We start from the raw sequence: 23,441 nt of genomic DNA, 5'->3' as shown, positions 1-23,441 counted from the left end.
TCGAATGGCGACCGTCTGCGCTGCAGTGCTCTTATCGGTGAGTGCCTGTGGGACAGATGAAGTGACAACGCCAATCGACGCCACGGAAAGCATTGTCAAGGGATACAGCGTTCCCGACAACATCAACTACAACGTTCGATGGTCGGCGGATCCAGGAATCGACCTGTTCAGCAGACCCGCGGTAGTCGTCCGGGCGTATATGGAGTCGTATTATCTTGCGATTCATGGCCATGCGTTGGCGGCAGGCTACCCAGGATTCGCTGACGCGACGTCACAGCAGCGCGACCGGGTCGACTTCGACTACTGGAACGGTCTGGAGCTGGAACGACTCGCGGGCACCCAGTTTGAGCACCTGCTGGCGCTTGCACCGACTTCGGATGGGTGGGCCGCCACGGTGTGTTCGGGCAATTACGCCGTAATGGCGGAGAAGGACAGTCGATTCTTCAATCTGGCAGGTCCGTCCCCGCAGGCCGAAACAGTGAGGATCGTGGCGCCTGAGCAGACGCTGCCCGTCACTTCTGAGCCGCTTGCCGCGGAGGGCGCAGAGCGTGCTCCATCTGCGGATGTGTTCGCTGGTTGGAAGATCGCCGAGCACGAGCAGGCTGCGCGCGGTCAGAACGCGTATTCCGAGTGCGACTCGCGGATGCCCGATGCCAGGGATGCGCGTCCGCATAAGGTGAACCTCCCGCACGACGCGCCATACCCGACGCTGGCTCCGTATCCGGGCTGGCCGAGGTTCGACGAGAACTGACGATCGTCTTCTGCGGCCGGGCAGGGCGCTGTCGCTGCAGCCGTCGTGCGGTCATATCCTCGACGGAGTCTCCGTGTTCGTGGAGGCGCGAGCGAATGATCGGACGGTTTGTGGTGGACAGCAAGTGTGACGTCGTCTATGCGGACGACCTCGGGGTCGGCGAGAGGTTCGAGCTGGGCTCGTACACGGTGACCGAGGAGGAGGTGCTCGAGTTCGCGGGGCAGTGGGATCCGCAGTCGTTCCACATCGACCGTGAATCCGCAGATGAGGGCTATTTCGGTGGGCTCATCGCGAGTGGGGTCCACACGATTGCGGTGTGTCAGCGACTGTCGGCGACCACTCTCTACGCGCACTGGAGCGTTATCGCAGGGAGCCGGATGCGCGACGTCAACTTCCTCCGGCCGGTGCGGCCGGCTGACGTGCTGACCGGGAACCTGCTGATCGAGGACGTGAAGCTGGACGGTCGTGGGCGGGCGTTGGTGACTGTCGCGACTGAGATTCTCAACGGGTCGGGCAAGCAGGTGTTGACGTCGGTGACCGAGATGTACGTGCGCTGCCGCCCCGAAACCGACTGATCGTCGAATTTTCTGGACGAAACACCCTCGTCGAGGATTGTTTTTCGGGTTTCTGGGTATCGCAGCCTGGGAGGCCATGAAACCAACGGAGGCAATCATGAGAATGGGTAGGAGGGTGGCCGCGGTGGCAGTGTTCGCGGCTTCGATCGGATTGGGAGCGTCCGGTGTCGCCTGGGGCGGGAGTCTCGACTCGGCGGTGCCGGTGCGCAGGCCGGATGTCATTCAGCCGATGCCGCCCGGGTTCCCGCAGAACGGTCCGATCGGGTGCGACGACTGGGCGGAACCGTACGAGAACAACGTCCCGGCGTGGGGCACCGATCCGTACAACCAATTCGACAACTGGTGCGACGGCCCCGACGACGGCCTTTCCGCGCAGCAGCCGCCGGTCAACGACGATCAAGGCCGGACGGTCAATCCCTGATTCGGCGGTGATCGTTCACACGAGGCAGTGAGCCGTCGTGTAGCTCGGTCGTGAACTGAGACCGACCGCCCGGCAAGTGTCATCCACGAAATTCGCCTTTCGAGGGTTGTGTACGTTGTTCATGGGCACAGACCGTTGTCGGCGTCATTCGCCTATGGGAGGGAGTGCGCAGCTGCCTTCCGGCGTTCAATAGGACGGTTGGTACGACGGACCGCCGCAACAGGCCAGGTGCAGCGGTGACGAGGGCGGGGGGGCGACTCACCGAACGAGCCGTAACCGATCGATCCGAATCGGCGCGTCCGGGAACCTCGTTCCGGGCGCGCTGATTCAGATGCCGGAGGGTGGTTCGTGCAGACCGAAGGCGGACCCCTGGTCGTCGTGGCACAGCTTGAATCGCCCGAATTTTGCTACTGACTCGGGATCGTCACCCAGATCCACGGCGTCGATTGTGCCGCCGAGTGCCAGAACGTGCTCGACCGCGGCGTCGAGGTCCGGCACCCGGAAGAAGACGTAGGGGCCGGCGCCGTCGTCGCCGCCGTGGATCCCGCCCGGCACGTTCGGGGTGGCGATCGAATATCCCGATCCGCCGGGTCCCGATTCGAATTCCCAGCCGAACAACGCCGAGTAGAACTTTTGGCCCTGCTCCGTGTTGGCCACACCCAGTTCGAAGAACGACAGTTCGCCCGACATGAGCACTCCTCCGTCGACAATGTTTACGTGACGCTACGCCGACGTGCCGACACGCAGAAGTCTTGCATGTTAGATCGATAGTGCTCTAACATTGGAGCGAAATCGATCCAAGGGGGATTTGTGGAGTTGACCGAACGCCAGACCGACCGAGCCGCAGGCGTATTGATCGCCACCGCCGCGGGCGACGCGCTCGGGGCGGGATACGAGTTCACCACCCCGGCGGCCGATGCGGTGATCGACATGGTCGGGGGCGGCATGTTCGACTGGGCGCCGGGGGAGTGGACCGACGACACGTCGATGGCCGTAGCCGTCGCGGAGGTGGCAGCGTCCGGAGTGGACATCGGCCGGGATGACGGGCTGGATGCCGTTGCTGCACAGTTCGTTCGGTGGATCGATTCGAACCCGCCCGACGTCGGCAATCAGACGCGTGCCGTGCTGTCGGCCCGCGACGGCTCGGCCGCGGCCATGCAGGAGCGGGCACGCAGCATCACGGGGAGGAAGGGCGGCAACGGTTCGCTGATGCGGACGGCCCCGGTCGCGCTGGCGTATCTCGACGACGACGAGGCGTGCGCCGAGGCCGCGTGCCAGATCGGTGCCCTCACCCACGACGATCAGCGCGCCGGAGAGGCGTGCCGGCTGTGGTCGCACGCGATCCGGCACGCAGTGCTGTTCGGGACGTTCGACGGGGTGCGGGGATACCTGCAGGTGGCGCCCGCCGAGGTCGGCGAGTACTGGGGACCGCTGCTCGACCAGGCGGAACGCGGCACGCCCGCCGACTTCCCGAAGAACGGCTGGGTGGTTCACGCCCTGCAGACGGCGTGGTGGGCGATCAGCGGCGCCGACGATTCGGGGCCGCATCACCTTCGGCTGGCCCTCGAGCGGGCCGTCCGGGCGGGCAACGACACCGACACCACCGCGGCGATCGCGGGTGGGTTGCTCGGTGCCCGGTGGGGTGCGTCGGCGGTCCCGGACCGGTGGCGCCGGATGCTGCACGGCTGGCCGGGATATTCTGCGGACGATCTCGAGCGACTGGCGATGGCTGCCGTGCGGAGGGGTGAACCGGCGGACCGGCGCTGAGCATCAACGCGATTCGTACGTGAGCGGCGCGGTGTGCCGGGGTGCGCGGCGCCACTCACGTACGGGGGAACTGCGTCAGGCCGCCAACTCGTCGGCGATTTCGATGTCGATTTCCTCATCGGTCATTCCGCCGAAGAGATGGTTGGTGAACATGTCAGCTCGGTTCTCGTCGTGTGTGGTCGTTTTCGGCACGATCGGAGCGACTCGTCCGATCTATGGTGTGTATCGCCTCCGGCGGCGCTGCCGTTTCACTCCCACAGGTGAGTGGCAAAGTGTCCCGGGACGCGCATTCCCGCTCACGTAGCGCTTAGGCTCATCTCGACCGTTCGTGTCCCGGAACAGGAGATGAGTCGAGATGCCCGCAACCTTCGTTCTGCTGCCCGGCGCCGGCTCCGACTCGTGGTACTGGCACCGCGTCGCGCCGATCCTGGAGGGGAGCGGGCACTCGGTGATCGCCGTCGACCTCCCGTACGGGGACGACGACGCGGGCCAGTACGAGTTCGCCGATGTCGTCGTCGATGCGGTCGAGGACGTCGAGGGGGCGATCGTGCTGGTCGCGCAGTCCATGTCCGCGTTCACCGCGGCGATCGTCTGTCAGCGTGGCGAGGTCGACGTCGACCTGCTGGTTCTGGTGGCACCGATGCTGCCCGCACCGGGGGAGGCGCCGGGACGGTGGTGGGAGACCACCGGTCAGCCGGCGGCGAAGCGAGCGTTCGACCTGTCGGAGGGCCGCGACCCGGACGCACCCGACGACTTGCGGGCGCTGTTCTTCCACGACGTGCCGGACGACGTCACCGAGGAGGCGTTCAGCCACGAGGAGCCGGTCATGTCGGACACCCCGTTCGGGACGGTGTGGCAGGCGGAGGCGTGGCCGTTCGTGAAGACGCGGGTCGTGGCCGGCAGCCGTGATCGGCTGTTTCCGCTCGACTTCATGCAGCGGATCGTCCGGGAGCGGCTGGGCATCGCACCGGAGGTCATCGACTCGGGACATCTCGCGGCACTCGCGCGCCCCGGCGAACTTGCTGCCATGCTGGAGCGCTACGCGTCCGAACTGTAGGCCAGGTGAGTGGCAAAGCGTACTTGGAGGACGCATTGCCACTCACCTAGGCGCCCGGAAACGAGGAGGAGAAGCACTGGATGGCGTTGTCGGTATCAGGCGAGTTCGAGATCGAGGCGAGCCCCGAACAGGTCATGGCCGCGCTGGTGGACGTCGAACGCATCCCCGAGTGGTCGGCGGTGCACAAGAAGGTGGTCGTCGAGTCCCGGTTCGATGACGGACGCCCCCGCACCGTGCGGATGACGCTCGCCGTTCTCGGCGTCTCGGACACTCAGCTCGCCGAGCACAAGTGGATCGGCGACGAGCAGATGTCATGGACGCTCCTCGAAAGCGAGAAGCAGAAGTGCCAGGAAGGGGAGTACCGACTGGTCCCCACCCCGCGCGGGACGTCGGTTCAGCTCACGATGGCGGTGGAACCGAAGGTGTGGGTGCCGAAGTCCGTGCTGCGTCAGGGGCAGAAGCAGGCCGTGCGCTTGATCCGCAAGGGATTTACCCAGTTCGTTCGCGAGAACTACGTCTGAGTCGGTGTCCGCCCGTGATGCGCGGACACCGACTCGGGTGCTCCCTTTACGCGAACAACGTCTGCAAGGCTTTGTTCACCCGGTCTCGATCGAACGATGTCGGATCGAGTTGCTGACCCGGGCGAAGGCCGAGCCACTCCCGGATCTCGGAGTGTTCCTCGTGATGCGGGTCAGCGCTGGCTTCGATCTTGTTCGCCCAGCCCCACGGCCCGCCGGAATCCTCGTAGGGCGCCATATTGTGTCCATCGAGGCAGAGCGCGGCAGGGGAGTCGGGTGCAGGGTTGTCGACCGACTCGACCTCGATGTGGTGAATCCAGTCGTCACCGAAGTCGTAGAGGTAGGTGAGACGGTCGCCGACCGAGCTGAGCAACAAACCGACCGCGACCTCCTCCTCCGGGACGGCAGTACCCACGACATCACGGTGCGCGATGTCTGCGGCGGGAATGAACACTTTGCCGCCCGAGTACGCCGGTCCGGCGGAGAACTCGTGGAGATGAGAGTTTTCCCACCCGAACGCCGACTGGACGATGTCATGGAGAGCGGCGAGCGGAAGTGTGGCGTCGAGTCGAATGCGACGCCAGATTGGAATGTGCGTGCCTTCCAATGAGATCCGCACGGTAACTTGTGAATCCACGACTTCGGAAGATGCAAACTCGGTTTCTGCACTCACGAGTTGGACGGCACGAAGGACGGCAGGCTGCAGTGCGGCCGGAACTCGGTATGCGCCATCCTTGGTGAGCAACTTCTGTTCCACCAGCGTGTCCAAACGGTCGTAGACGAAGTCATCCATCAACGATCGCTCGTCGTCGAACGGCGCGTCTTCCGAGCTGGCCGTGGGCTCCTCTGTCATCGCCGCCAAGATCACCTGGATCACCACGATATCGGTGAGATGCGTGGGGTCGAGTGGATGACGTTGACCCGTTACGAGTTGGCTGCGGACGTATTCGGTGACAGCCGCCCGGATCAGCGGCAGCCCGCGGGTTGAGCGGTCGGTGATCAGCTCCGCGTTCGGTCCGGGGACCGCTCGCGTGGAGTTGACGGTGATGAGGCCGATCTCTTCCGCGGTTTCCCAATACTCCAGCATTTCGGGTACGTCGCGCATCGAACGGATTTTCCGCGCACGCGGAAACCCGTCGGAGTCGACGGCGAGATCGATACCCAATGCGTGAGCGAGATCGGGAAGCGAGACGGGTTTGGGCACCTTGGTGGAGGTGACGGGCGCACCCGTGCCGACCCACCCGACCAGTGCGGCAAGGGTCGTGATCACCGGAAGCGAGGCGAGTGCGCGAAGCTCGTCATCTTCGTCCACGGCGGGAAGTGCGATGTCTTCGGGAAGGAGGACGGGTGGTTGCGGCTCGAGGAATTCGACGAGGTCCTCGATGCAATGGATGAGATTGTCCTCGGTGCCGGTCCACAGCCGGTTTTCGTCGAGATAGTTGAGGAAGGTCAGGGCCGAGGCGACGATCGCCATGGCGACGTCCTCGACGTCGTCAGTGGCTTCTGCCGCTACTTGATCGGCGACATCGAGCAGTGTGTGCGCGTCCGCGGGGAGCCAGCCGGTGGCGCGGAATCCGCGGCGGCCGCGTGCGAGGTTGGTGAGTGTCGACTCCACGAGGTGCCCGAAGAGATCCGTGTCCACCGGGAGATCGCCCGTGTGCAGCCATTGGACGAAGTTGTCGATTAGCGCCGGGTCGACGGCGGGAGCGGGAAACATCGGCACAACCGTCGAGCGGTTCCTCCGCTGTCGTGCCTGCTGTTTTGCCGCACGCTTCTGGCCTGGATTCCTACTCCGCTTCGATCCCATGGCGGGATGATAACGCGGCCGGATCGGGGTTCTTCGGACAGCTGGGCGTCTCGAGCGTCTCGGCGTTAGGCTGACCAGCGGTCGAGAATGTGAGTGAGGACCAGATGACGGTCGAGCAGAGCAGCCCCACCACACTTCGACGATTGTCGGCGCGGTTGGCCCTGATCCGCGACGACACCGACGACGACAAGTTGTCGGCCGGCTTCCTCCTCGTCGCCACGATCCTCGCGTTGTTGTGGGCCAACATCGGTGATTCGTACGAGTCGTTCTGGCACACCCCGGTGACCATCCAGATCGGCGACTACAGCATCGGTCTCGACCTGAAGCACTGGGTCAACGACGGGTTGATGACGCTGTTCTTCTTCGTCGTCGGGCTGGAGGTGAAACGCGAGCTGACGATCGGCGAGCTCACCGACCGTGCCCGCGCCGCCGTGCCGCTGCTCGCCGCGATCGCGGGTCTGGCGCTACCCGCCGTCCTGTTCCTGCTCCTCAACCCCACCGGGGCCGAGGCCAGTGCGTGGGGCGTCGTCGTCTCCACCGACACCGCGTTCGTGCTCGGCGCACTTGCCCTCGTCGGACCCCGATGTCCCGCCCGGTTGCGCGTGTTCATCCTGACGCTGGCGGTCGCCGACGACATCGGGGCCCTGGCCATCATCGCCTTCTTCTACACCGACAACCTGCGGCTCGGACCGCTGCTCCTCGGGTGCGTCGGGCTGCTGCTGATCCTCAAGCTGCGCAAGCTCGAGGTGTGGCGGGGTGTGGTCTACTTCGTCGTCGCGGCCGGCACGTGGGTCGCGTTCTACGAGTCGGGCGTCCACCCCACCCTTGCCGGTGTGCTGATCGCGCTGATCCTGCCCGTGTATCCGCCGCGGCGCAGCGAGGTGGAGCGGGCAGGTGAGCTCACGCGCGCATTCCGGCAGTCACCGAACTCCGACTACGCCCGCGCCGCCCAGCTCGGGGTGCTGCGCGCGGTGTCCGTCAACGAGCGGCTGCTGCGCTTCTACCAGCCCTACACCGCGTTCCTCGTGGTCCCGATCTTCGCGCTCGCCAATGCCGGCGTGGTCATCACCGGGCAGACATTGACGGACGCGGCTCGGTCTCCGCTGGCGTGGGGCATCGTGCTCGGCCTGGTGGTCGGCAAGCTCGTCGGCATCACCGCGGCCACCGCGCTGTTCTCGAAGCTGCGGCCCGGCAGCCTGCCGCCCGGGCTGAGTCTGTCGCAGATCGCCGGCGGCAGCGCGCTGGCCGGCATCGGTTTCACGATCTCGCTGTTCATCGTCGACCTGGCCATCGACTCGCCCGAACTGGCCAACGACGCCCGGGTCGGCGTGCTGACGGCGGCCGTCATCGCCACCGTCCTCGGGTGGGCCCTGTTCCGGATCTCGGACTGGGTGCACCCCCCGACCGAGATCGCCGGACTCACCCTGCTCCGGCCCGTCGATCCCCGCCGCGATCACGTGCGCGGGCCGGTGGATGCGCCGCTCACCCTCGTCGAGTACGGCGATTTCGAATGCCCGTTCTGCAGCAAGGCCACCGGCAGCATCCGGGACGTGCGAGCGCAGTTCGGGGACGAACTCCGCTACGTCTTCCGGCACCTCCCGCTCGACGCCGTCCATCCGCACGCCCGGTTCGCCGCCCAGGCGAGTGAGGCGGCGGCCGCCCAGGGCCGGTTCTGGGAGATGCACGACCACCTGTTCGCCAACAGCGACGCCCTCGCCGAGGACGAGATCTTCGGTTACGCGGCCGAGTTGGGGCTCGACATGGACCGGTTCGAGGACGACATCCGCAAAGGCACGTACGGTCACCGCATCGACGACGACGAACTCGACGCCGAGTCGAGCGATTTCCGGGGGACCCCCACGTTCTATCTCGGTGCGACGGGCACCGACCTCACCCGGCACACCGGACCGTACGACGCCGCGACCCTCATCCGGCAGCTCGAGGAGGCTCGCGGCGCCGACGGCGCACCCTGATCAGCGCTGCCGGTGCCGCACCGCCTCGATCGCGGCCGGGGTGACTTCGTCGACGTCGTTGGCGAAGTCGTCGTGCTTCTCGAGGTAGCGGGCGACGAAAGGGCAGATCGGCACGATCCGCTTGCCGCCCCCGACGGTCTCCGTCAGCGCGCTGCGGATCAGCGTGCTGGCCAGGCCGCGGCCCGCGAACTGCTCGCCGATCTCGGTGTGGAAGAAGATCCGCTGATTCTCGTGGTCCAGGTATTCGGTGAACCCGGCCAGGTCGTCGTCGACACGGATTTCGAAGCGGTGGTGTTCGGGCGCGTCCCGGACGTCGGGTGCGGGAGCGTCTTTCGTGTCGTCTGTCATGAACCCACTATGCCGGTCCGCAGAGCGGGTGTTCCCGGCGGCCACGGTGTTGGATGATCGAGGGGGAGTCCAGCGATCCGAGAAGGGACGCCACCATGACCGACTACGGCAGGATCCCGCAGTTCGGGGTGTTCGTCACCCCGACGGTGGAGTTGCTGGCCAACACGTTCGAACTCGCCGCGCTCGCCGACGACACCGGACTCGACCTGATCGGCGTCCAGGATCACCCGTACCAGGCGAAATTCCTCGACTGCTGGTCGCTGATGGGCATGCTGTTGGCGCGGACCGAACGGGTGCGCGTGTTTCCCGACGTCGCGTGCCTGCCCCTTCGTCCTCCGGCGGTGATGGCGAAGGCCGCGGCCAGCCTCGACGTGATGTCGGGCGGCCGGTTCGAACTGGCGTTGGGTGCCGGTGCGTTCTGGGAGGCGATCGGGGCGATGGGTGGTGACGTCCGCACGCCCGGGCAGGCCGCGACCGCACTGCAGGAGGCCGTGCAGGTCATCCGCCTCATGTGGTCGGGTGAGCGGGCCGTCCGATCGGAGGGCACGCACTACCGCCTCGACGGCGTGCATCCCGGGCCCGTCCCGGCACACCCGATGGGCATTTGGCTCGGCGTCGGCGGCCCACGGTTGCTGAGCGCGCTGGGGCGCTCCGCCGACGGGTGGGTGCCGTCGAGTTCCTATTTCCCGCCGGAGGTCCTGCCGGGCATGCACGCGAAGATCGACGCGGGTGCTGCGGACGCCGGCCGCGATCCGGCGTCGATCGTCCGCGTCTACAACGTGTTCGGCCGGGTGGGCGACAGCCGGTCGGACACGCTGTTCCACGGCACCGCCGAGCAGTGGGTGAGCCAACTGACGGACCTCGTGGTGGAGACGGGAATGGACACATTCGTCTTCGGCACCGACGGCGACGACCTCGACCAGATCAGGAAGTTCGCGACCGACGTCGCGCCCGCGGTCCGGGCCGCGGTAGACGCGCGTCGCGGCTCCTGATGGGCGCGCGCCCGACCCGACCGCGGGACCCCGATCAGGTCAGTTGCCGTCTTTGTCTTTGTCCTTGGTCTTGCCGTTCCCGTTGTTGCCGTTGTTGTTTCCCGGACCGGTCTTCGGGGCGTCGGCCGGCGGGGCCGGTGCGACGGGTTTGACGTCGACGGTGCCGCTCGGGGGAGACACCGGCGCCGGGGGCGGGGCGACGGCGGTGGTGCTCGGGCTGGGACCGACGGTGCCGTTCTGATTCTGCGACGCGATGGCCAGTGCCGCCACGGCGGCCGCCACCAGCAGAGCGGCGACGGCGGCGATGATCACGCCGGTCCTCCCGGGTCGCCGACGCTCGGGTGCCGGCGGGTGAACGGATGTGGTGGGCGTGAATGCCCTCGTCGGCGGCGGGTGTGCGACGGGCGCTCCGAGAACGGCGGCCCGCATCGATTGGGCGTCGCCGTGCCGCTGCCGCGGATCGCGGGACATCGCCCGTTCGATCGTGTGCACGAGGTTCGGGTCGGCGTCCGGACGCACCACGTGGAGGGGTCGGGCGGCCCCGTCGGTGATGGCCCGGGCGAGCGACAGGATGTTGTCGCCGGCGAACGGCCGGTGCCCGGCGAGGGCCTCGTAGCCGACGACGCCGACCGCGTAGAGATCGTCGGCGGTCGTGGCGGGTGTGCCCAGGATGCGGTCCGGGCTGAGATAGGCCACGGTGCCGAGCACCTGTCCCGTCGCCGTGTGGTCGGATGCCGCGCTCTTCGCGATGCCGAAGTCGACGACCTTCACCGTGCCCGACGCGGTGAACAGCACATTTCCCGGTTTGATGTCGCGGTGCAGGATCCCGGCACCGTGCGCGGCTCCGACCGCGGCGAGCACGTCGGCGAGGATCGACCGCACCCGCGCGTCGGGTACGGGTCCGGCGGCGATCTCGTCGGCGAGGGTTCGCCCGGGCAGGCGTTCCATCACGATGTAGGCCACTCCCGCGTCCTCGCCGCAGTCGTGCACCGCGACCACGTTCGGGTGGTTCAACGTCGCGGCCAGCCGGGCCTCGGCCTCGAACCGCCGGCGGGTGTCGGGGACGGACGCGAGTTCGGGGCGCAGCACCTTGATCGCGACCGGGCGCTCGAGGCGCAGGTCCCATCCGTCGTGGACGTCGGCCATCCCGCCTCGGCCCAGCACTCCCCGCAGCTGGTATCGACCTGCGAGAACTGCGGACACAGACATGCGTTCACGCTATCGTCACCACTTGTGCCGGACACTTCTGCCTCCCGCCTACCATGACGCCATGACCGCTTCGGGTAAACGCCGACACCTGTCCGTCGTTCCTGACGTGCCGGTGATCGTCCGGCCGTCCGAACGGCGGGGCCGCCGCCGCGTCGCGGGCTACCACCTGCGTATCGAACTCGATGAGGTGTCGCCGCCGATCTGGCGCCAGTTCGTGGTGCCGTCGAACCTGCGACTGCACGAGTTGCATCCGATCGTGCAGACGATCATGGGCTGGCAGGACAGCCACCTGCATTCGTGGGTCGGCGGTGAGCCGCCCGCGTCGGAGCGCTACGACATGCGCGAGAGCATCGACGAGGGTTTCGCCGACGAGGAAGACGAGTTGTGCGAGGACGCGGTGCGGCTCGATCAGGTGCTCGCCGAACCGGGGGAGCAGCTGTCCTATCTGTACGATTTCGGTGACGGCTGGGAGCACACGATCGTGCTCGAACGGATCGACGCCGACGCCTCGGAGCCGACCGTCACCTGCCTCGCAGGCGCCCGTGCGTGCCCGCCCGAGGATTGCGGCGGACCGGGCGGATACGACGACCTGCTGAAGGTCCTCGCGACGCCGTCGCACCCCGGTCATCACGACGCCGGGGCGTGGGTCGGGCCGGGCTTCGCCCCCGAATCGTTCGGCGTCGACACCGTGAACCGTGGCTTGCGGCTCGAAGCCGTCATTCGTGACCACCCGCCGGTGTCGGATTCGAAGTTCGCCGCACTGCTGCGCCGGATCCCCCATCAGGCTGCCCCGCAAGTCTTTTCGCTTCTGGAGAACGCCCACCTCACCGACCGGCTGGGTGACATCCGTGAGGCGCAGGAAGCGGCGACGTTCCACCTGCGGTGGTTCCTGAACCGCATCGGTCCCGACGGCATCACCCTGACCCAGGCGGGCTACCTGCCACCGGCCGTGGTGGCGGAGATGCGGCAGGAACTACCGGGCTTCGACGACTGGCCCGCCACCAGCAACCGCGAGTCGGATCAGCGGCCGGTCCATCTGCTCCGGGAATACGCCAAGGCCTTCGGGCTGGTGCGCAAGTACAAGGGCAAACTGATTCGGACCAATCTCGGCTCCGCGACGGCGAGCGACGCGGGCCGGCTGTGGGCACACCTACTCGACCGGCTACCACTGGCGAACGAGCCCATCGAGCGGGAGGCCGGATACCTCGTGCTCCTCACCCTCGCCGCCGGCACCACGTCGGACGAACGCCGGGACGTGATCGCCGAAGGACTCGCCGCCCTCGGCTGGCAGACGAGCGACGGCACGGTCGTCGGCCGGGAAGAAGTGTTCTGGATGGGCCGTCCCACGATCTCGTTCCTCGAACTCACCGGCGCAATGGTCGAGGGCTGGGTCCAGCGCGACCAGCCGATGGACCCGGTGTGGGGCCGCCTCTTCGCGCAGATGGTGCTGACGATGTAGGTGGGCTGGTCGTTCTGTCCGGGCTAACTGCCCGACGACCCTGCCATCAGCAGCACGCCGAGAATGGACGGCATCGCAGCGGACCCCACAGCCGCCGAACCGATACCCGCGCCGAGTCCGAGGGTCGTCATGTTGCGGTAGTCGACGGCTTCGATGGGCGGAAGCCCGGGAATCGGGTTGGGAACAGGGTCCGCTCGACGCCAGCCTCCGCACCGGTGCGTGGTGAATTTCGCGTCGCCCGGCTTGATCTCGATGGTTTGTGAACCCTCGCCGAAGGAATTCTCCAGAATCGAACTGTCGGATGCGGTGCGCGACCAGTAACAGCTGCTGCCACCCGACGACGACCACAGGCCGGGTTGTAGGTCTTGCGGGCCGTAACCGACTCGGTACGTGCCGTCGCCACCCAGGTACGTGCCGGCGTTGGCCACGCCGGCGCCGGACACCGCTATCGCGACCGCCGACGACGCACACAGCATCGCCCCGACGAACTTGCTCTTCACTAAATCTCCCTTGTGGTGTGTCGACCGGTCTTGTGCGCGGTCATGTTCTAGCGGGCTGAGGTTCTGGTCCGCTGCGTGGCTAACCGGTCTTCGTCCACGTCCCGCAGTCTTGACTCTTGAATGCTGCGTCCGACGACGAGATCGTGACGACGGATGGACAGCTGGGAACGTCGTTGGCAATCAGGTTCCCACACCGGCCGCAAGGGCGACGACGACACCGAAGATCCAAGGCCAGCGCCGAAGTCGCTTTTCCGGGGGCGCTTCTCCGGGAACCGGCGCAGCGACCGGGTCGAGGTAGAGGGGTTCGGTCACAGTGATCTGCCTCTGTTCGTTCGGGAGCGCCCCCACTGCGGACGCAAGTGGGGTGATCTGTTGGTTGTGGTCAGGAACCGAAGATCGACGGTGCCGGTGCCGGTGCCGGTGCCGGTGCCGGTGCCGGTGCTGCGGGTGCCGGCCGGGCCTGGGGTCGGGCGGCGGGCGCGGGCGTCCAGGTTCCGCAGTCCGTCGACGAGAAGACCACGTCGGTTGGCTTGATGGTGACGATCACCTTCGGTGAGTGGGTGTAGTCCATCGCAATGATGTCTTCATACTCACCGCTGGTGCCCGACAGGCGCTCCCAATAGCAGCCCATGATGTCGTCGACGGTGCCGCTGCCAACATAGGTGCCCGGGGCGATGTCGACGCCAACGATGTAATCGCCGGCGCCGAACGAGGTAGCGGGTGCCGCATTCGCGATCCCGGATCCGAGGCCGGCGATTGCGAGAGTGAGTGCAGCGGTGAGTGAAACCTTGCGGAACATGTAGATGATCAGCCTTTGCTCAAGAGTTGCGAACCCGCGGTCGGTTCGTTGAAACGGAAAGTATCAGGCCCGTCCGACAGGTGCGCCCGGCAGGGGGTATCGGGCGCAGTTCCCGTTTCCCCATTGTCATTTGGATGGCGTATTGACTTGTCAGGGAATGAAATATGGAGACGGGGCACGAACAGCGGTATCGCACCCCGTCCCAGACGTTTGCCGATGCGGGATCTAAAGAGTGTTGATCCAGGCCAGACGGTCGGTGGACAGTGAGAAGGTGTCCTCGAAGAGCACGACGTAGGTTCCGGGGCCGGAGCCCTGACGGGCGTCGAAGCACACGCTGCCGGTGGCCTGACCGCCGGGCGCAATCTTCCCCGAATTCAACAGTTCGCGGTCCGGCGCGAACGTCGCGTCACGAATGGCGCCGCCGGCGTCCTGAAGACTCCAATCGACGTATCCGTTGAAGTCGTTCTGCTTGTCGCCGACGTTCTTGATGGTCACGGTGCTGCACAGGTACTCGCCGATCACGCTGCTCGCCGGTTCGAGCGCGGCCACGGTGTAGGCGAGCCCGTCGCGGGTGATCGTGTCGCCGCCGGCCGCGGAAGTGTCTTCGTCGAGCTTGCCGGGGAAAGCGGGTCCGCTGTCGGCTGTGGCGTCCCCGGCGCCGGAACCTGCTGTGACGGTGGTGCCCTCGTCGCTGCCAGTGCTCGATGCGATGGCGATCGAGCATGCGCCGAAGAGCAGGACCGGAACGCCGACGACGATCCACGGCCAGATGCGACGCTTCTTCTTCGGCGGCTGCGGGGCAGGGTAGGGCTGGTTCGGGTAGGGCTGACCGGGGTTCGTCATCGGATCCTCCTGTGAGTGGGTCATGCGGGTGAGGTGCGGGCCGCGGGCTGTGGCTGCGATCGCGCTCAATGGATAGTTCACCTGAAGGTGAGGCATTCGCGGATCGTCCGAAGAGCCGGATCGATTCCTACCTTCGGTCGGAAGTCTGTTCGGGCCCCTACTTTCGGCCGATCGCGAACGTGTCGGACCGCTGCGTAACCTCATGGCCGTGACTGCAACATCCGCTGAAACCATCCGGCGCCGCGTCTGGACTACCGGCGCGGTGACGCTCAGCGTGTTCTGTTCGCTGATGACGGTGGGTTTGTCCGGCGATTCGGGGACCGTCGCGGTGTGGAACATCGCGATCGGGCTGGTGCTGAATCTGGGTGCCGCGGTCGCGTTGGTGTGGCGGCACGAACGGCCGTGGCTTGTTCTGGGCGTCGCCGTTGTGGGTCCGCTGTTCTTCTCGACCGACGCCACTGCCGCGTTGATCTCGCTCTACGCACTCGCCCGGACGGAGCGGGGGCAGCAGCTGGTCGCGGCAGCGACAGCCGTATTCCTGGCGTGTGGCGTCTCGCTCACCTACGACGCGTTCCGCACCCGCGACAACTCGGTTCTGACGATGGGCTCGACGCGACCGGAGGTCGGTGGGCCGAAGCCGGACTGGGATATCGCGCTGTGGATTCCCTGGCTCGTTGCGGCGACGTTGGTGGCGATTGTGGTCTCGATCGCGCTGCTGAAGCACACCCGCACCGAACTCGCTCAGGCCGAGCGCAGCCGGGACCGCGCGACGGAGCAGACACATGCGATGCGGGACGAAATGATTCGCACAGAGGAACGCACTCGCATCGCGAGGGATATGCACGACACGCTCGCCGCGAGCCTGAGCCGAATCTCCCTGTTCGCCGGCGCCTTGCAGGTCGGCGGTGCGGGCAATCCGGAGAAGATCGCGAACACCGCGTCGATGATACGCAGCACCGCGCACGAGGCGCTCGACGAACTCAAGAACATCGTCGGCGTGCTGCGGGGGTCCGGCGGGGCGAGTCGAGCGAGCGGTCACCAGGGCATCGACGGTGTCGCCGACCTGGTCCAGTCCGCCCGCGCGGCCGGCCTGCACGCCACCTATTACGCAGACCTGCGGCCCGGCGACGTCGGCACCGTGTCCGGACACGTCACCTACCGGGTCGTGCAGGAATCGCTCACCAACGCCCAGAAGTACGCGAGCGATCAAACGATTCGCATCTCGATCAGCGGCGCCAGCGAGAGCGGCATCCGCATCGACGTCCGCAACGGTCTCAGTTTCCAGCCCCCGACAGTCCCGGCCGGTTCGCGCGCCGGTCTCCGCGGACTCGCCGAGCAGGCCCGCGACATCGGCGGAAAGCTCGAGGCCGGCAGGCTCGGTGAGGAGTTCGTCGTCGACTGCTGGCTCCCGTGGTTCGCCTGAGCCGGATTGCCGAGACCGTGAGGCGAACCTGTCGGTCGGGGGTAATACCCTGTGGCCACCATGACCGGAACCAACGCCATCACCGTTCTGATCGCTGACGACGATCCCTTCGTCCGGCGAGGTGTCTCCGACATCTTCGCTGCCAGCACGGATATCGCCGTCGTCGCCGATGTCGACGACGGGGACCGGGTGCCGGCCGCGGTCCAAGCGTATCGACCGCACGTAGTGCTGATGGACCTGAAGATGCGCCGGGTCGGCGGGCTCGATGCCACCCGTCACCTGATGACCCTGCAACATCCACCCCGGGTGATTGCGATGACGGCGATGGACGTCGACGACCTCGTGCTTCAGGCCGTTTCGGCCGGAGCCCACAGCTTCCTCAGCAAGGACGAACCGCCGGAGACGTTCCACCAGTCCGTGCGCGCCGTCGCGGCCGGCAACACACTGTTCAGTGAGGAGTCGCTGCGACGGATCGTCGCGGCCAACCGGCCGCCCGCCGCAGGTCCCGATCCGTCGGTCCTTGCCGCGCTCAGTGCCAGGGAACGTGACGTCCTGAAGTCTCTCGCATCCGGCGCGTCGAATGCCGACATCGCTGGTCAGCTCTTCCTCAGCGAAACGACCGTCAAGACCCACATTTCGGCAGTCTTCACCAAGCTGGGCACGCGTAACCGAGTCGAAGCGGCGCTGACCGCATTCCGTGCAGGTCTCGTCACCTGAGGGCCCTGAGACGCGAGAACCCTCACTCCGTCCGCGAACGAAGTGAGGGTGCGAGCAATTTCCCCTACCAAAAGGTCCTACGCTCGCCGACCACAATACACACTCGTGGACGACCGCGAATGTATAGCGCATACACGTCATTCGCATGGACGACACGAATCGGAGTCGGGCGATTTCGCGCCACATGTGTCGCAACCTTCTGCTTTGATACGACGCACGGGGAGGCTGCCCAGGATCCCCGGTTCGGTCGCGAGCAAGGGAAGGTGATGGCGATGGTCGATTCCACCGAGTTGCCCGAGGTTTCGTGGGCGGGAATGGTCGAGTGGTTGACGGGTTCGCTGGTCGATCAACCGGTCGCGCTCATCGTCGAGATCGGCCCGAACAGTTACGTCAGTGAGGACGACGACGCAGAGGTCGTCTGCGCGCAGATTCAAGTTCTGGCCGACGGTGTGTTGATGCTTCGTCGATCACGCGTCGAACTCGGACACCTGCTGCTTGCCGACTATTCCACCGAGAAGCTGCCACTCGACATCTGGCAGTTCGACGGCCATTTCGAAGACTGTACGGACGGCTATCTGTTCAGCCGCGACGTCAACCTGATCGCGAACACCTGCGTGGCCTGGTTCAGGGACAATTGGGGCACCCGCTCCACCAGTGAACTCGGCTGCTCCTATCGCTTCCCCGACGAATTGCTACCGCCTGCCGACGGCACCGATGTATTCTGAAATCTTCGCTTCGCGCGGAGTCACCATCGGAGGCGGCATGCCTACCCACCACCCTTCACGTACTTACCGCGGTTGCGCGCTCTGCTCTCCGCGCAAGCGCCGCGGCATCGGTGTCGCGGCCCGCGAGACCATCCCGACGCTCCGCAAGCTCGGCAAGTCTCGCAGGCTGAACCGCCGCGACCTCGGTGATTATGCCGACGACCAGTGGGAACGCAACGAACGGTGACTGCGGCCCCGTCCGGGAACTCCGCAGATTCCGGGGTTCTCGGACGGATGGGTCGGGCACACTGGTCCCATGAGTACTCCGCCGCGTCGCCGGTGGGTGCTGCATGTCGATCTCGACCAGTTCATCGCCGCGGTCGAGGTGCTGCGGCACCCCGAGCTGCGGGGACGTCCGGTCGTCGTGGGTGGTCGTGGGGATCCCACCGAACGCGCGGTGGTGTCGACGGCGTCCTACGAGGCGCGGGAATTCGGTGTCGGTTCCGGGATGCCGATGCGGATCGCGGCACGGAAGATTCCCGACGCGGTGTTCCTGCCCGTCGATGCCGACGCGTACATGGAGGTGTCGGGCGTCGTGATGGACACCCTGCGGAAGCTGGACGTCGTCGTCGAGGTGATGGGCTGGGACGAAGCGTTTCTCGGTGTCGAGACCGATGATCCGGAGGCGTTCGCCCGAACCATCCACGACGCCGTCCTCGAAGCAACGGGGCTGCACTGTTCAGTCGGCATCGGCGACAACAAGTTACGGGCCAAGATCGCGACGGACTTCGGCAAACCGCAGGGCATCTACCGGCTCACCGAGGCGAACTGGTTCGCCGTCATGGGGGAGCGCCCCACCGATGCGCTGTGGGGGATCGGCAAGAAGACCTCGAAAAAGCTTGCCGCGCTCGGTATCAACACCGTGCGGGAACTGGCCGACGCCTCGGATCAGGAGTTGGCTGCGACTCTCGGTCCGACAATGGGTCCGTGGTACGCCAGGATCGGTCGCGGAATCGATCTCTCCCCGGTGTCGGCGGAACCGTGGGTGGCTCGGTCGCACAGCCGGGAGACGACGTTTCAGCAGAACCTCGTCGGCCGGGAGGCTGTCACCGAGGAGATCCGACGTCTCGCCGGCCGGGTCCGGGAAGACATCCTCGCGGAGAACCGCAAGGCGGTGCGAGTGGCGTTGAAGGTGCGCTACGCCCCATTCGACACCCACACGACGAGCAAGCCCCTACCCGAGCCGACATTCGATTCGGACGTGATCGCCGACGCGGCAGCAGCATTGGTCGACCGGCTCGACCACGAGCGGGAAGTCCGACTCCTCGGAGTGCGGTTGGAGATGACCCCACCCACGTGAGTGGCAAAGCGTGCCCGAGGACGCTTTGCCGCTCACGTGTCAGCGGCGGGCGAAGACGGCTGGTTCGCTGTCGGGAACTTGGGCGACGAGGTCGCGGGCGACGAGGTGCCGAAGGTGAGCCGCAGCCTCGGACAGCGCCATACCCTTGCCCATGGGGGAGATGTCGGCCCACGGCTTGTACCACTTCATCCGCTCGGCGACCTGCCACACGGTGATCTGGTCGTCGCCGAAAGCCTTGTACAGGTGGTCGAGTCGCTCTTCGTGGTGCTCGATGAGTTCGCCGGCGCGGCCCGCGACGTCGTCGATGGGGATGCCGTGCGCGCCGAGCCCCCGGGTGATGTTCATGGTCTGGACGCGGCGCAGCGAGTCCATGAACTCGGCGAGGGCGTCGCGTTCCTCGAGCGGGTAGACGAAGTTGCCGACGTGCGGCGTCGTCTTCTGCAAGACGTGGTCGCCGGTGAACATCACGTCGGCGCCTTCCAGGTAGAAGCAGATGTGGCCGGGGGTGTGGCCCGGGGTGTAGACGGCGCGCAGGCCGCGACCGGTGAGCGCGATGAGTTCGTCGTCGACCAGGACGCGGTCGGGAGCCGAATCGGGACCCGTCGGCGGCTTCCCCGCCGCGGACTTCTCGAATGCCTCCAGGTCCGCCGGGGCCGCGCCGGCGCGCGTCATGTTGGCCTTCTGGTACTCCAGCCACTCCGGATCGTGGCTCGTCGACATGTGTGCGAACATCTCGTGGTCGGATTCGTGCATCGCAATCCACGCACCGGACGCCTCCCGAACCCGACCGCAGAGACCCGTGTGGTCGGGGTGGAAGTGGGTGAGGACGACGCCCTCCACGTCCTTGACCGAGTGCCCGATGGCGTCGAGTCCGGCGGTGAGGCCGTTCCACGCGTTGTCGTCGTCCCAGCCGGCGTCGACGAGGATCAGCCCGTCGGGCGATTCCATCGCATACACCAGGGTGTGTCCGAGGGGGTTGTCGGTGATCGGCACCGGAATCTGGAAGATCCCGTCACCGATGGGCGCTGCGTCGCTCATTGCATACCTCGTTGCCTAGAGGAACAAATTAGTTCTACTTACCTTCATAGTGACCTTTCGACGCGGATTGCGATACCGCGGGTCCCGATTAGCGGTACGGCATGCCCGTGACCTGGTGCTTTTGTGCGAAAGCCGACCCGGAGACCGTAATACCCACTGGAAGCCGGATGCTGTGGAATGCTCCACTCGGACCAGCTTTCACATGCTCGCGTTGCGACAGGAGACTGCTTTGACCGCAAATCTCGTTCGATCACGCCGCCGGTGGTACACGACCGGAATGTGTGGACTCGCCGTAGTCGGCGCCTCGGGGCTGCTCGCTCCCAGTCTGGCGGTTGCCGCGCCGGCCGCGCTGCCTGCCGGCTGTGTGCAAGGCGTCGGAACCCAGGTGACCTGCACATTCACCTCTACCGGCGGTGCGCAGTCGTTCACGGTCCCCGAGGGCATTACCAGCTTGGCGGTGACGGCGACGGGCGGACGTGGTGGAAACGGTGGTCAGATCCTCGGCGGTGCCGCGGCTGTCGCGACCGGCCGGTTGACGGTCGCCGCAGGTGACGCGCTGTACATCCAGGTCGGCGGGAACGGCGGTGACGGCACCGGACAGGCCGGATACAACGGCGGCGGAGCCGGTGGTGCCGGTGCAGGCGGCGGAGGCGGCGCGTCCGACGTTCGCACCGGCTCGGGTGAGCTGGCGGATCGCCAGATCGTCGCCGCTGGCGGCGGCGGTGCGGGCGACACCTACATCGGTGGCGCAGGGAACCTGACCCCGACCGGCCCCGACGGCCAAGCCGGCGGCGGCGGAGGGGGCGGTGGCGGTGCGACCGGCGCCTCTGGTGGCGTCGGAGGCAACGGGGGCAGTGACCCGCACGGTTCGCCGGGTGAAGCCGGAATCGGTGGCGCTGCAGCAGGTGCGAGCGGCGGCGGTGGCGGCGGCTGGTTCGGCGGTGGTGGCGGCGCAGACAACTACGGCGGTGGCGGTGGGGGCGGTGGCTCGTCGTACGCGCCGGGCGGGACCTTCGCCGCCGCTGCGGCGGACGCGGCACCCTCCGTCATCATCACCTACGGCCAGGGCTCGGGAACCGGCTCGCTCGGAAATCTGTTCGGCAGCAGCTGATCTCGACCCGAGTGTCGGAATCCGCGGTATAGCCAACGACAAACGGCAGCGGCCCGGACGAAAGTCCGGGCCGCTGCCGTTGTGTTGTCAGACAGCCGCTGCGGTTGTGCTGGATTCGTAGATCTCTTCGATGAGGCGCCGAATATCGTCGGGGTCGGATTTCATGGCGAGGACGAGCTCCGAGATGACGAGCTCCATTGCGTGTTCGAGCTGCCGCTTCTCGCCGGCCGACAGGGGCTTCTCCTGCGCGCGGGTCATCAGATCGCGAATGACTTCACTCACCGTGAAGATTCCGCCCACGGTCAGCTTTTCCTGATTGGCCTTGTACCGACGAGACCAGTTGGACGGATCGTCGACTGTCGGTCCGCGCAGAATGTCGAAGACCCGATCGACTTCGTCGTTGTTGATCGCGTTCCGCACGCCGAGCGCTTCGGCCTTCGCGACCGGGATCTCGATGGACAGCCCGGTCTGGGCGACTTCGAACTGCACGTAATCAGTGGGTAGATCCTTGAACATCCGGGTTGTGAGCTTTGTGACTGTCACGGACCCATGGTGGGGGTACAGGAAAATATCACCGATATTGAGATTCATTGATTACCTACCCTTCGCATACATTGTGACACACGCTGCCATGTTGACAACGGATGTCCGGATGTGAACGATCAGCCCCGTGGGGTCTCCTCCCGATAGCGAAGGCCGTTGATGACCAGATCTGAAGTGTTCCCCGTGCCGTCTGACCTGCCAGGCGGCCCGTTGGGGTTGCGGGAGCGGCGACGTGAGCAGACGAACGTGGAGATCAGTGAGACTTCCCTCACACTGTTCGAGCGCAAGGGTGTCGAGGCCACAACCGTCGGGGAGATCGCGCAAGCAGCGGGCGTGTCTCAGCGCACGTTCTTTCGATACTTCGCCACGAAGGAGGAGGCCGCGCTCCGGGACCACTGGGCGTTCGAGGCGGTCGTGGCATCACGGCTCGACCAACTCGACTTGGCCCTCTCTCCGAGGCTCGCGTTGGAGACGTCCTTCGCGGACGCATTGGTGACGTACGCGGACAGCTCGTCGACACCCTGCCGGCGATTGCTGCGGGTGAACAGGCTCATCAAGAAGGAACCGGCGCTGCGTGCTGTGCTGGCGCGCGAGAGTGTGCCGCGGACGGCGGCCCTGATCGACGTGGTGGCGAAGCGATTCGACTGCTCCGACCTACAGATTCGCCTGGCGGTCGACGTGTCGGTCGCCGTGCTCCGGGCGGCGCTGGAAACGTGGGTGGATCGGTCCTCCAGTGATGAGACCGCGAGCCTCCCCGAGATCTATTCCTCTGCAAGGGAACTCGCACGCGCGTGATCGCACGCGTTCCGCCGGTGCTGACTCAGCCGGCGAGGAAGCTGAACCTGACGCGTCGCACCGGGTTGTCGACATTGGTGTCGACGAGGCAGACGGACTGCCAGGTGCCCGTCGCGAGCGCGCCGTCGAAGACGGGCACGGACGCGTAGGGCGGCAGGAACGCCGGCAGCACGTGGTCGCGGCCGTGGCCGTGGCTGCCGTGGCGGTGGCGCCACCGGTCGTCGCGCGGAAGCACGTCGTCGATCGCGCGCAGCAGGTCGTCGTCGCTCCCGGCGCCGGTTTCGATGACGACGAGTCCCGCCGTGGCGTGCGGCACCCAGGCATGCAGCAGCCCATCGCCGGCGCCGGCCGACGCGAGGAACTTCTCGATCTCACGGGTCAGGTCGTATACCACCGGCTCAGCGCCGGTGCGAACCTCGATCTCGGTACTGAACATAGTCCCGACGGTAGCCCGCGGGTGCGTGATATTCGAGCGGGACGTATGCGGCGGGGTCAGCCACCGGTCGCTAGTACTGCAACGGCACTTGCTTGACAGGTACGCGATACTGATTGTGTGGTCCTCGATCTGGTTGCTTCCGAGTTAGAAGCGTTGCATGAGCGGATCTCCGGTCGGTTCGCCCGGTCGGAGCCGCGGTCCCGAGTCCGTGAATATGTGACGGGATTGGTTGCAGGTCTAGAACGCAAGAACGGGTGGACCCTCGCCGAGCGGGCCGGCGAGGTGAGCCCGGACG

At 66.4% G+C, this 23,441-nt stretch carries 27 protein-coding genes and 1 pseudogene; 17 read left to right on the top strand and 11 right to left on the bottom strand.

Annotated elements, in window-relative coordinates:
- The first annotated feature begins 4 nt into the window (after window positions 1–4).
- The 3 genes from P3H15_RS45055 to P3H15_RS45045 all read left to right on the top strand — a co-directional run bounded on the left by P3H15_RS45055 (window position 5) and on the right by P3H15_RS45045 (window position 1,747).
- Complete coding sequence (locus P3H15_RS45055; protein WP_276143243.1) at window positions 5–751, top strand: hypothetical protein; 747 nt, start codon at window positions 5–7, stop codon at window positions 749–751.
- Between the two features lie 95 nt (window positions 752–846).
- Window positions 847–1,326, top strand: coding sequence for a MaoC/PaaZ C-terminal domain-containing protein (locus P3H15_RS45050; protein ID WP_276143242.1), 480 nt, complete (start codon window positions 847–849; stop codon window positions 1,324–1,326).
- A gap of 97 nt (window positions 1,327–1,423) precedes the next feature.
- On the top strand, window positions 1,424–1,747 hold the full coding sequence (locus P3H15_RS45045) for a hypothetical protein (RefSeq protein ID WP_095865841.1): 324 nt from the start codon (window positions 1,424–1,426) through the stop codon (window positions 1,745–1,747).
- Between the two features lie 327 nt (window positions 1,748–2,074).
- Here P3H15_RS45045 and P3H15_RS45040 read toward each other — a convergent pair whose 3' ends face one another.
- On the bottom strand, window positions 2,075–2,437 hold the full coding sequence (locus P3H15_RS45040; protein ID WP_276143241.1) for a VOC family protein: 363 nt from the start codon (window positions 2,435–2,437) through the stop codon (window positions 2,075–2,077).
- A gap of 120 nt (window positions 2,438–2,557) precedes the next feature.
- Between P3H15_RS45040 and P3H15_RS45035 the strand changes: the two genes are divergently transcribed.
- The 3 genes from P3H15_RS45035 to P3H15_RS45025 all read left to right on the top strand — a co-directional run bounded on the left by P3H15_RS45035 (window position 2,558) and on the right by P3H15_RS45025 (window position 5,092).
- Window positions 2,558–3,514 carry an ADP-ribosylglycohydrolase family protein gene (locus tag P3H15_RS45035; RefSeq protein WP_276143240.1) on the top strand — a complete coding sequence of 319 codons (957 nt, stop codon included), beginning with the start codon at window positions 2,558–2,560 and terminating at the stop codon, window positions 3,512–3,514.
- A 355-nt stretch (window positions 3,515–3,869) separates the two neighbouring features.
- On the top strand, window positions 3,870–4,571 hold the full coding sequence (locus tag P3H15_RS45030; protein ID WP_276143239.1) for an alpha/beta fold hydrolase: 702 nt from the start codon (window positions 3,870–3,872) through the stop codon (window positions 4,569–4,571).
- Window positions 4,572–4,651: 80 nt separating this feature from the next.
- Window positions 4,652–5,092 carry an SRPBCC family protein gene (locus tag P3H15_RS45025; RefSeq protein ID WP_276143238.1) on the top strand — a complete coding sequence of 147 codons (441 nt, stop codon included), beginning with the start codon at window positions 4,652–4,654 and terminating at the stop codon, window positions 5,090–5,092.
- Window positions 5,093–5,138: 46 nt separating this feature from the next.
- On the opposite strand, the gene P3H15_RS45020 is transcribed toward P3H15_RS45025, so the two are convergent.
- Complete coding sequence (locus tag P3H15_RS45020; RefSeq protein WP_276143237.1) at window positions 5,139–6,806, bottom strand: plasmid pRiA4b ORF-3 family protein; 1,668 nt, start codon at window positions 6,804–6,806, stop codon at window positions 5,139–5,141.
- Window positions 6,807–7,000: 194 nt separating this feature from the next.
- Here P3H15_RS45020 and nhaA point away from each other — a divergent pair, with 194 nt between their 5' ends.
- Window positions 7,001–8,869, top strand: a complete 1,869-nt coding sequence (gene nhaA / locus P3H15_RS45015) for a Na+/H+ antiporter NhaA (RefSeq protein ID WP_276143254.1) — start codon at window positions 7,001–7,003, stop codon at window positions 8,867–8,869.
- Here nhaA and P3H15_RS45010 read toward each other — a convergent pair whose 3' ends face one another.
- Window positions 8,870–9,217 carry a GNAT family N-acetyltransferase gene (locus P3H15_RS45010; RefSeq protein WP_276143236.1) on the bottom strand — a complete coding sequence of 116 codons (348 nt, stop codon included), beginning with the start codon at window positions 9,215–9,217 and terminating at the stop codon, window positions 8,870–8,872.
- A gap of 95 nt (window positions 9,218–9,312) precedes the next feature.
- Here P3H15_RS45010 and P3H15_RS45005 point away from each other — a divergent pair, with 95 nt between their 5' ends.
- Window positions 9,313–10,209, top strand: coding sequence for an LLM class flavin-dependent oxidoreductase (locus P3H15_RS45005; protein WP_276143235.1), 897 nt, complete (start codon window positions 9,313–9,315; stop codon window positions 10,207–10,209).
- A gap of 39 nt (window positions 10,210–10,248) precedes the next feature.
- Here P3H15_RS45005 and P3H15_RS45000 read toward each other — a convergent pair whose 3' ends face one another.
- Window positions 10,249–11,418 (bottom strand): serine/threonine-protein kinase, encoded by a 1,170-nt coding sequence (locus tag P3H15_RS45000; RefSeq protein ID WP_276143234.1) that lies wholly within the window; start codon window positions 11,416–11,418, stop codon window positions 10,249–10,251.
- A 61-nt stretch (window positions 11,419–11,479) separates the two neighbouring features.
- Between P3H15_RS45000 and P3H15_RS44995 the strand changes: the two genes are divergently transcribed.
- On the top strand, window positions 11,480–12,877 hold the full coding sequence (locus P3H15_RS44995; RefSeq protein WP_276143233.1) for a plasmid pRiA4b ORF-3 family protein: 1,398 nt from the start codon (window positions 11,480–11,482) through the stop codon (window positions 12,875–12,877).
- Between the two features lie 23 nt (window positions 12,878–12,900).
- On the opposite strand, the gene P3H15_RS44990 is transcribed toward P3H15_RS44995, so the two are convergent.
- The 4 genes from P3H15_RS44990 to P3H15_RS44975 all read right to left on the bottom strand — a co-directional run bounded on the left by P3H15_RS44990 (window position 12,901) and on the right by P3H15_RS44975 (window position 15,019).
- Window positions 12,901–13,377 carry a hypothetical protein gene (locus tag P3H15_RS44990; protein ID WP_276143232.1) on the bottom strand — a complete coding sequence of 159 codons (477 nt, stop codon included), beginning with the start codon at window positions 13,375–13,377 and terminating at the stop codon, window positions 12,901–12,903.
- A 180-nt stretch (window positions 13,378–13,557) separates the two neighbouring features.
- Window positions 13,558–13,689, bottom strand: coding sequence for a hypothetical protein (locus P3H15_RS44985; protein ID WP_276143231.1), 132 nt, complete (start codon window positions 13,687–13,689; stop codon window positions 13,558–13,560).
- Between the two features lie 70 nt (window positions 13,690–13,759).
- Window positions 13,760–14,176 (bottom strand): hypothetical protein, encoded by a 417-nt coding sequence (locus tag P3H15_RS44980; protein WP_276143230.1) that lies wholly within the window; start codon window positions 14,174–14,176, stop codon window positions 13,760–13,762.
- Window positions 14,177–14,401: 225 nt separating this feature from the next.
- Window positions 14,402–15,019 (bottom strand): DUF4352 domain-containing protein, encoded by a 618-nt coding sequence (locus P3H15_RS44975; RefSeq protein WP_276143229.1) that lies wholly within the window; start codon window positions 15,017–15,019, stop codon window positions 14,402–14,404.
- 202 nt (window positions 15,020–15,221) lie between these two features.
- On the opposite strand from P3H15_RS44975, the gene P3H15_RS44970 reads away from it, so the two are divergent.
- The 5 genes from P3H15_RS44970 (at window position 15,222) to P3H15_RS44950 (ending at window position 19,223) form a co-directional block, all read left to right on the top strand.
- Window positions 15,222–16,442 (top strand): sensor histidine kinase, encoded by a 1,221-nt coding sequence (locus tag P3H15_RS44970; RefSeq protein ID WP_276143228.1) that lies wholly within the window; start codon window positions 15,222–15,224, stop codon window positions 16,440–16,442.
- A gap of 60 nt (window positions 16,443–16,502) precedes the next feature.
- Entirely contained in the window at window positions 16,503–17,159 is a 657-nt protein-coding gene (locus tag P3H15_RS44965) for a response regulator transcription factor (RefSeq protein ID WP_276143227.1), read from the top strand.
- A 272-nt stretch (window positions 17,160–17,431) separates the two neighbouring features.
- A complete protein-coding gene (locus P3H15_RS44960; RefSeq protein WP_276143226.1) occupies window positions 17,432–17,884 on the top strand; it encodes a hypothetical protein in 453 nt (150 codons plus the stop codon).
- Between the two features lie 37 nt (window positions 17,885–17,921).
- A complete protein-coding gene (locus tag P3H15_RS44955; protein WP_276143225.1) occupies window positions 17,922–18,110 on the top strand; it encodes a hypothetical protein in 189 nt (62 codons plus the stop codon).
- Window positions 18,111–18,179: 69 nt separating this feature from the next.
- Window positions 18,180–19,223, top strand: coding sequence for a DNA polymerase IV (locus P3H15_RS44950; RefSeq protein WP_276143224.1), 1,044 nt, complete (start codon window positions 18,180–18,182; stop codon window positions 19,221–19,223).
- A 39-nt stretch (window positions 19,224–19,262) separates the two neighbouring features.
- Here the strand turns inward: P3H15_RS44950 and P3H15_RS44945 are convergent, their stop codons facing one another.
- Window positions 19,263–20,261 (bottom strand): MBL fold metallo-hydrolase, encoded by a 999-nt coding sequence (locus P3H15_RS44945; protein ID WP_276143223.1) that lies wholly within the window; start codon window positions 20,259–20,261, stop codon window positions 19,263–19,265.
- A gap of 229 nt (window positions 20,262–20,490) precedes the next feature.
- Between P3H15_RS44945 and P3H15_RS44940 the strand changes: the two genes are divergently transcribed.
- Complete coding sequence (locus tag P3H15_RS44940; RefSeq protein WP_276143222.1) at window positions 20,491–21,372, top strand: glycine-rich protein; 882 nt, start codon at window positions 20,491–20,493, stop codon at window positions 21,370–21,372.
- Between the two features lie 87 nt (window positions 21,373–21,459).
- Here P3H15_RS44940 and P3H15_RS44935 read toward each other — a convergent pair whose 3' ends face one another.
- Entirely contained in the window at window positions 21,460–21,915 is a 456-nt protein-coding gene (locus P3H15_RS44935; protein ID WP_346348850.1) for a CarD family transcriptional regulator, read from the bottom strand.
- Between the two features lie 159 nt (window positions 21,916–22,074).
- Between P3H15_RS44935 and P3H15_RS44930 the strand changes: the two genes are divergently transcribed.
- The gene (locus P3H15_RS44930) at window positions 22,075–22,710 is read left to right on the top strand and encodes a TetR family transcriptional regulator (protein WP_276143220.1); all 636 of its coding nucleotides are present in this window, start codon (window positions 22,075–22,077) and stop codon (window positions 22,708–22,710) included.
- A gap of 25 nt (window positions 22,711–22,735) precedes the next feature.
- Here P3H15_RS44930 and P3H15_RS44925 read toward each other — a convergent pair whose 3' ends face one another.
- The gene (locus P3H15_RS44925) at window positions 22,736–23,146 is read right to left on the bottom strand and encodes a YjbQ family protein (protein ID WP_276143219.1); all 411 of its coding nucleotides are present in this window, start codon (window positions 23,144–23,146) and stop codon (window positions 22,736–22,738) included.
- Between the two features lie 117 nt (window positions 23,147–23,263).
- Between P3H15_RS44925 and P3H15_RS44920 the strand changes: the two are divergent.
- A pseudogene (locus P3H15_RS44920) lies at window positions 23,264–23,441 on the top strand (IS701 family transposase); the annotation flags it as partial.

The organism is Rhodococcus sp. T2V (assembly GCF_029269925.1).
In the GTDB taxonomy this organism is placed as follows: Bacteria; Actinomycetota; Actinomycetes; order Mycobacteriales; family Mycobacteriaceae; genus Rhodococcus_F; species Rhodococcus_F koreensis.
The sequence above is the reverse complement of the archived record's forward strand: the minus strand, read 5'-3'. Positions and strand labels throughout refer to the sequence as shown.

What these genes read in the sequence shown, in the direction of transcription:
- P3H15_RS45055 (WP_276143243.1), top strand. Translation starts at nt 5, where the DNA reads ATGGCGACCGTCTGCGCTGCAGTGCTCTTATCGGTGAGTGCCTGTGGG.
- P3H15_RS45050 (WP_276143242.1), top strand. Translation starts at nt 847, where the DNA reads ATGATCGGACGGTTTGTGGTGGACAGCAAGTGTGACGTCGTCTATGCG.
- P3H15_RS45045 (WP_095865841.1), top strand. Translation starts at nt 1,424, where the DNA reads ATGAGAATGGGTAGGAGGGTGGCCGCGGTGGCAGTGTTCGCGGCTTCG.
- P3H15_RS45040 (WP_276143241.1), bottom strand. Translation starts at nt 2,437, where the DNA reads ATGTCGGGCGAACTGTCGTTCTTCGAACTGGGTGTGGCCAACACGGAG.
- P3H15_RS45030 (WP_276143239.1), top strand. Translation starts at nt 3,870, where the DNA reads ATGCCCGCAACCTTCGTTCTGCTGCCCGGCGCCGGCTCCGACTCGTGG.
- P3H15_RS45025 (WP_276143238.1), top strand. Translation starts at nt 4,652, where the DNA reads ATGGCGTTGTCGGTATCAGGCGAGTTCGAGATCGAGGCGAGCCCCGAA.
- P3H15_RS45020 (WP_276143237.1), bottom strand. Translation starts at nt 6,806, where the DNA reads ATGTTTCCCGCTCCCGCCGTCGACCCGGCGCTAATCGACAACTTCGTC.
- nhaA (WP_276143254.1), top strand. Translation starts at nt 7,001, where the DNA reads ATGACGGTCGAGCAGAGCAGCCCCACCACACTTCGACGATTGTCGGCG.
- P3H15_RS45010 (WP_276143236.1), bottom strand. Translation starts at nt 9,217, where the DNA reads ATGACAGACGACACGAAAGACGCTCCCGCACCCGACGTCCGGGACGCG.
- P3H15_RS45005 (WP_276143235.1), top strand. Translation starts at nt 9,313, where the DNA reads ATGACCGACTACGGCAGGATCCCGCAGTTCGGGGTGTTCGTCACCCCG.
- P3H15_RS45000 (WP_276143234.1), bottom strand. Translation starts at nt 11,418, where the DNA reads ATGTCTGTGTCCGCAGTTCTCGCAGGTCGATACCAGCTGCGGGGAGTG.
- P3H15_RS44995 (WP_276143233.1), top strand. Translation starts at nt 11,480, where the DNA reads ATGACCGCTTCGGGTAAACGCCGACACCTGTCCGTCGTTCCTGACGTG.
- P3H15_RS44980 (WP_276143230.1), bottom strand. Translation starts at nt 14,176, where the DNA reads ATGTTCCGCAAGGTTTCACTCACCGCTGCACTCACTCTCGCAATCGCC.
- P3H15_RS44975 (WP_276143229.1), bottom strand. Translation starts at nt 15,019, where the DNA reads ATGACGAACCCCGGTCAGCCCTACCCGAACCAGCCCTACCCTGCCCCG.
- P3H15_RS44970 (WP_276143228.1), top strand. Translation starts at nt 15,222, where the DNA reads ATGGCCGTGACTGCAACATCCGCTGAAACCATCCGGCGCCGCGTCTGG.
- P3H15_RS44965 (WP_276143227.1), top strand. Translation starts at nt 16,503, where the DNA reads ATGACCGGAACCAACGCCATCACCGTTCTGATCGCTGACGACGATCCC.
- P3H15_RS44960 (WP_276143226.1), top strand. Translation starts at nt 17,432, where the DNA reads ATGGTCGATTCCACCGAGTTGCCCGAGGTTTCGTGGGCGGGAATGGTC.
- P3H15_RS44955 (WP_276143225.1), top strand. Translation starts at nt 17,922, where the DNA reads ATGCCTACCCACCACCCTTCACGTACTTACCGCGGTTGCGCGCTCTGC.
- P3H15_RS44950 (WP_276143224.1), top strand. Translation starts at nt 18,180, where the DNA reads ATGAGTACTCCGCCGCGTCGCCGGTGGGTGCTGCATGTCGATCTCGAC.
- P3H15_RS44945 (WP_276143223.1), bottom strand. Translation starts at nt 20,261, where the DNA reads ATGAGCGACGCAGCGCCCATCGGTGACGGGATCTTCCAGATTCCGGTG.
- P3H15_RS44930 (WP_276143220.1), top strand. Translation starts at nt 22,075, where the DNA reads ATGACCAGATCTGAAGTGTTCCCCGTGCCGTCTGACCTGCCAGGCGGC.
- P3H15_RS44925 (WP_276143219.1), bottom strand. Translation starts at nt 23,146, where the DNA reads ATGTTCAGTACCGAGATCGAGGTTCGCACCGGCGCTGAGCCGGTGGTA.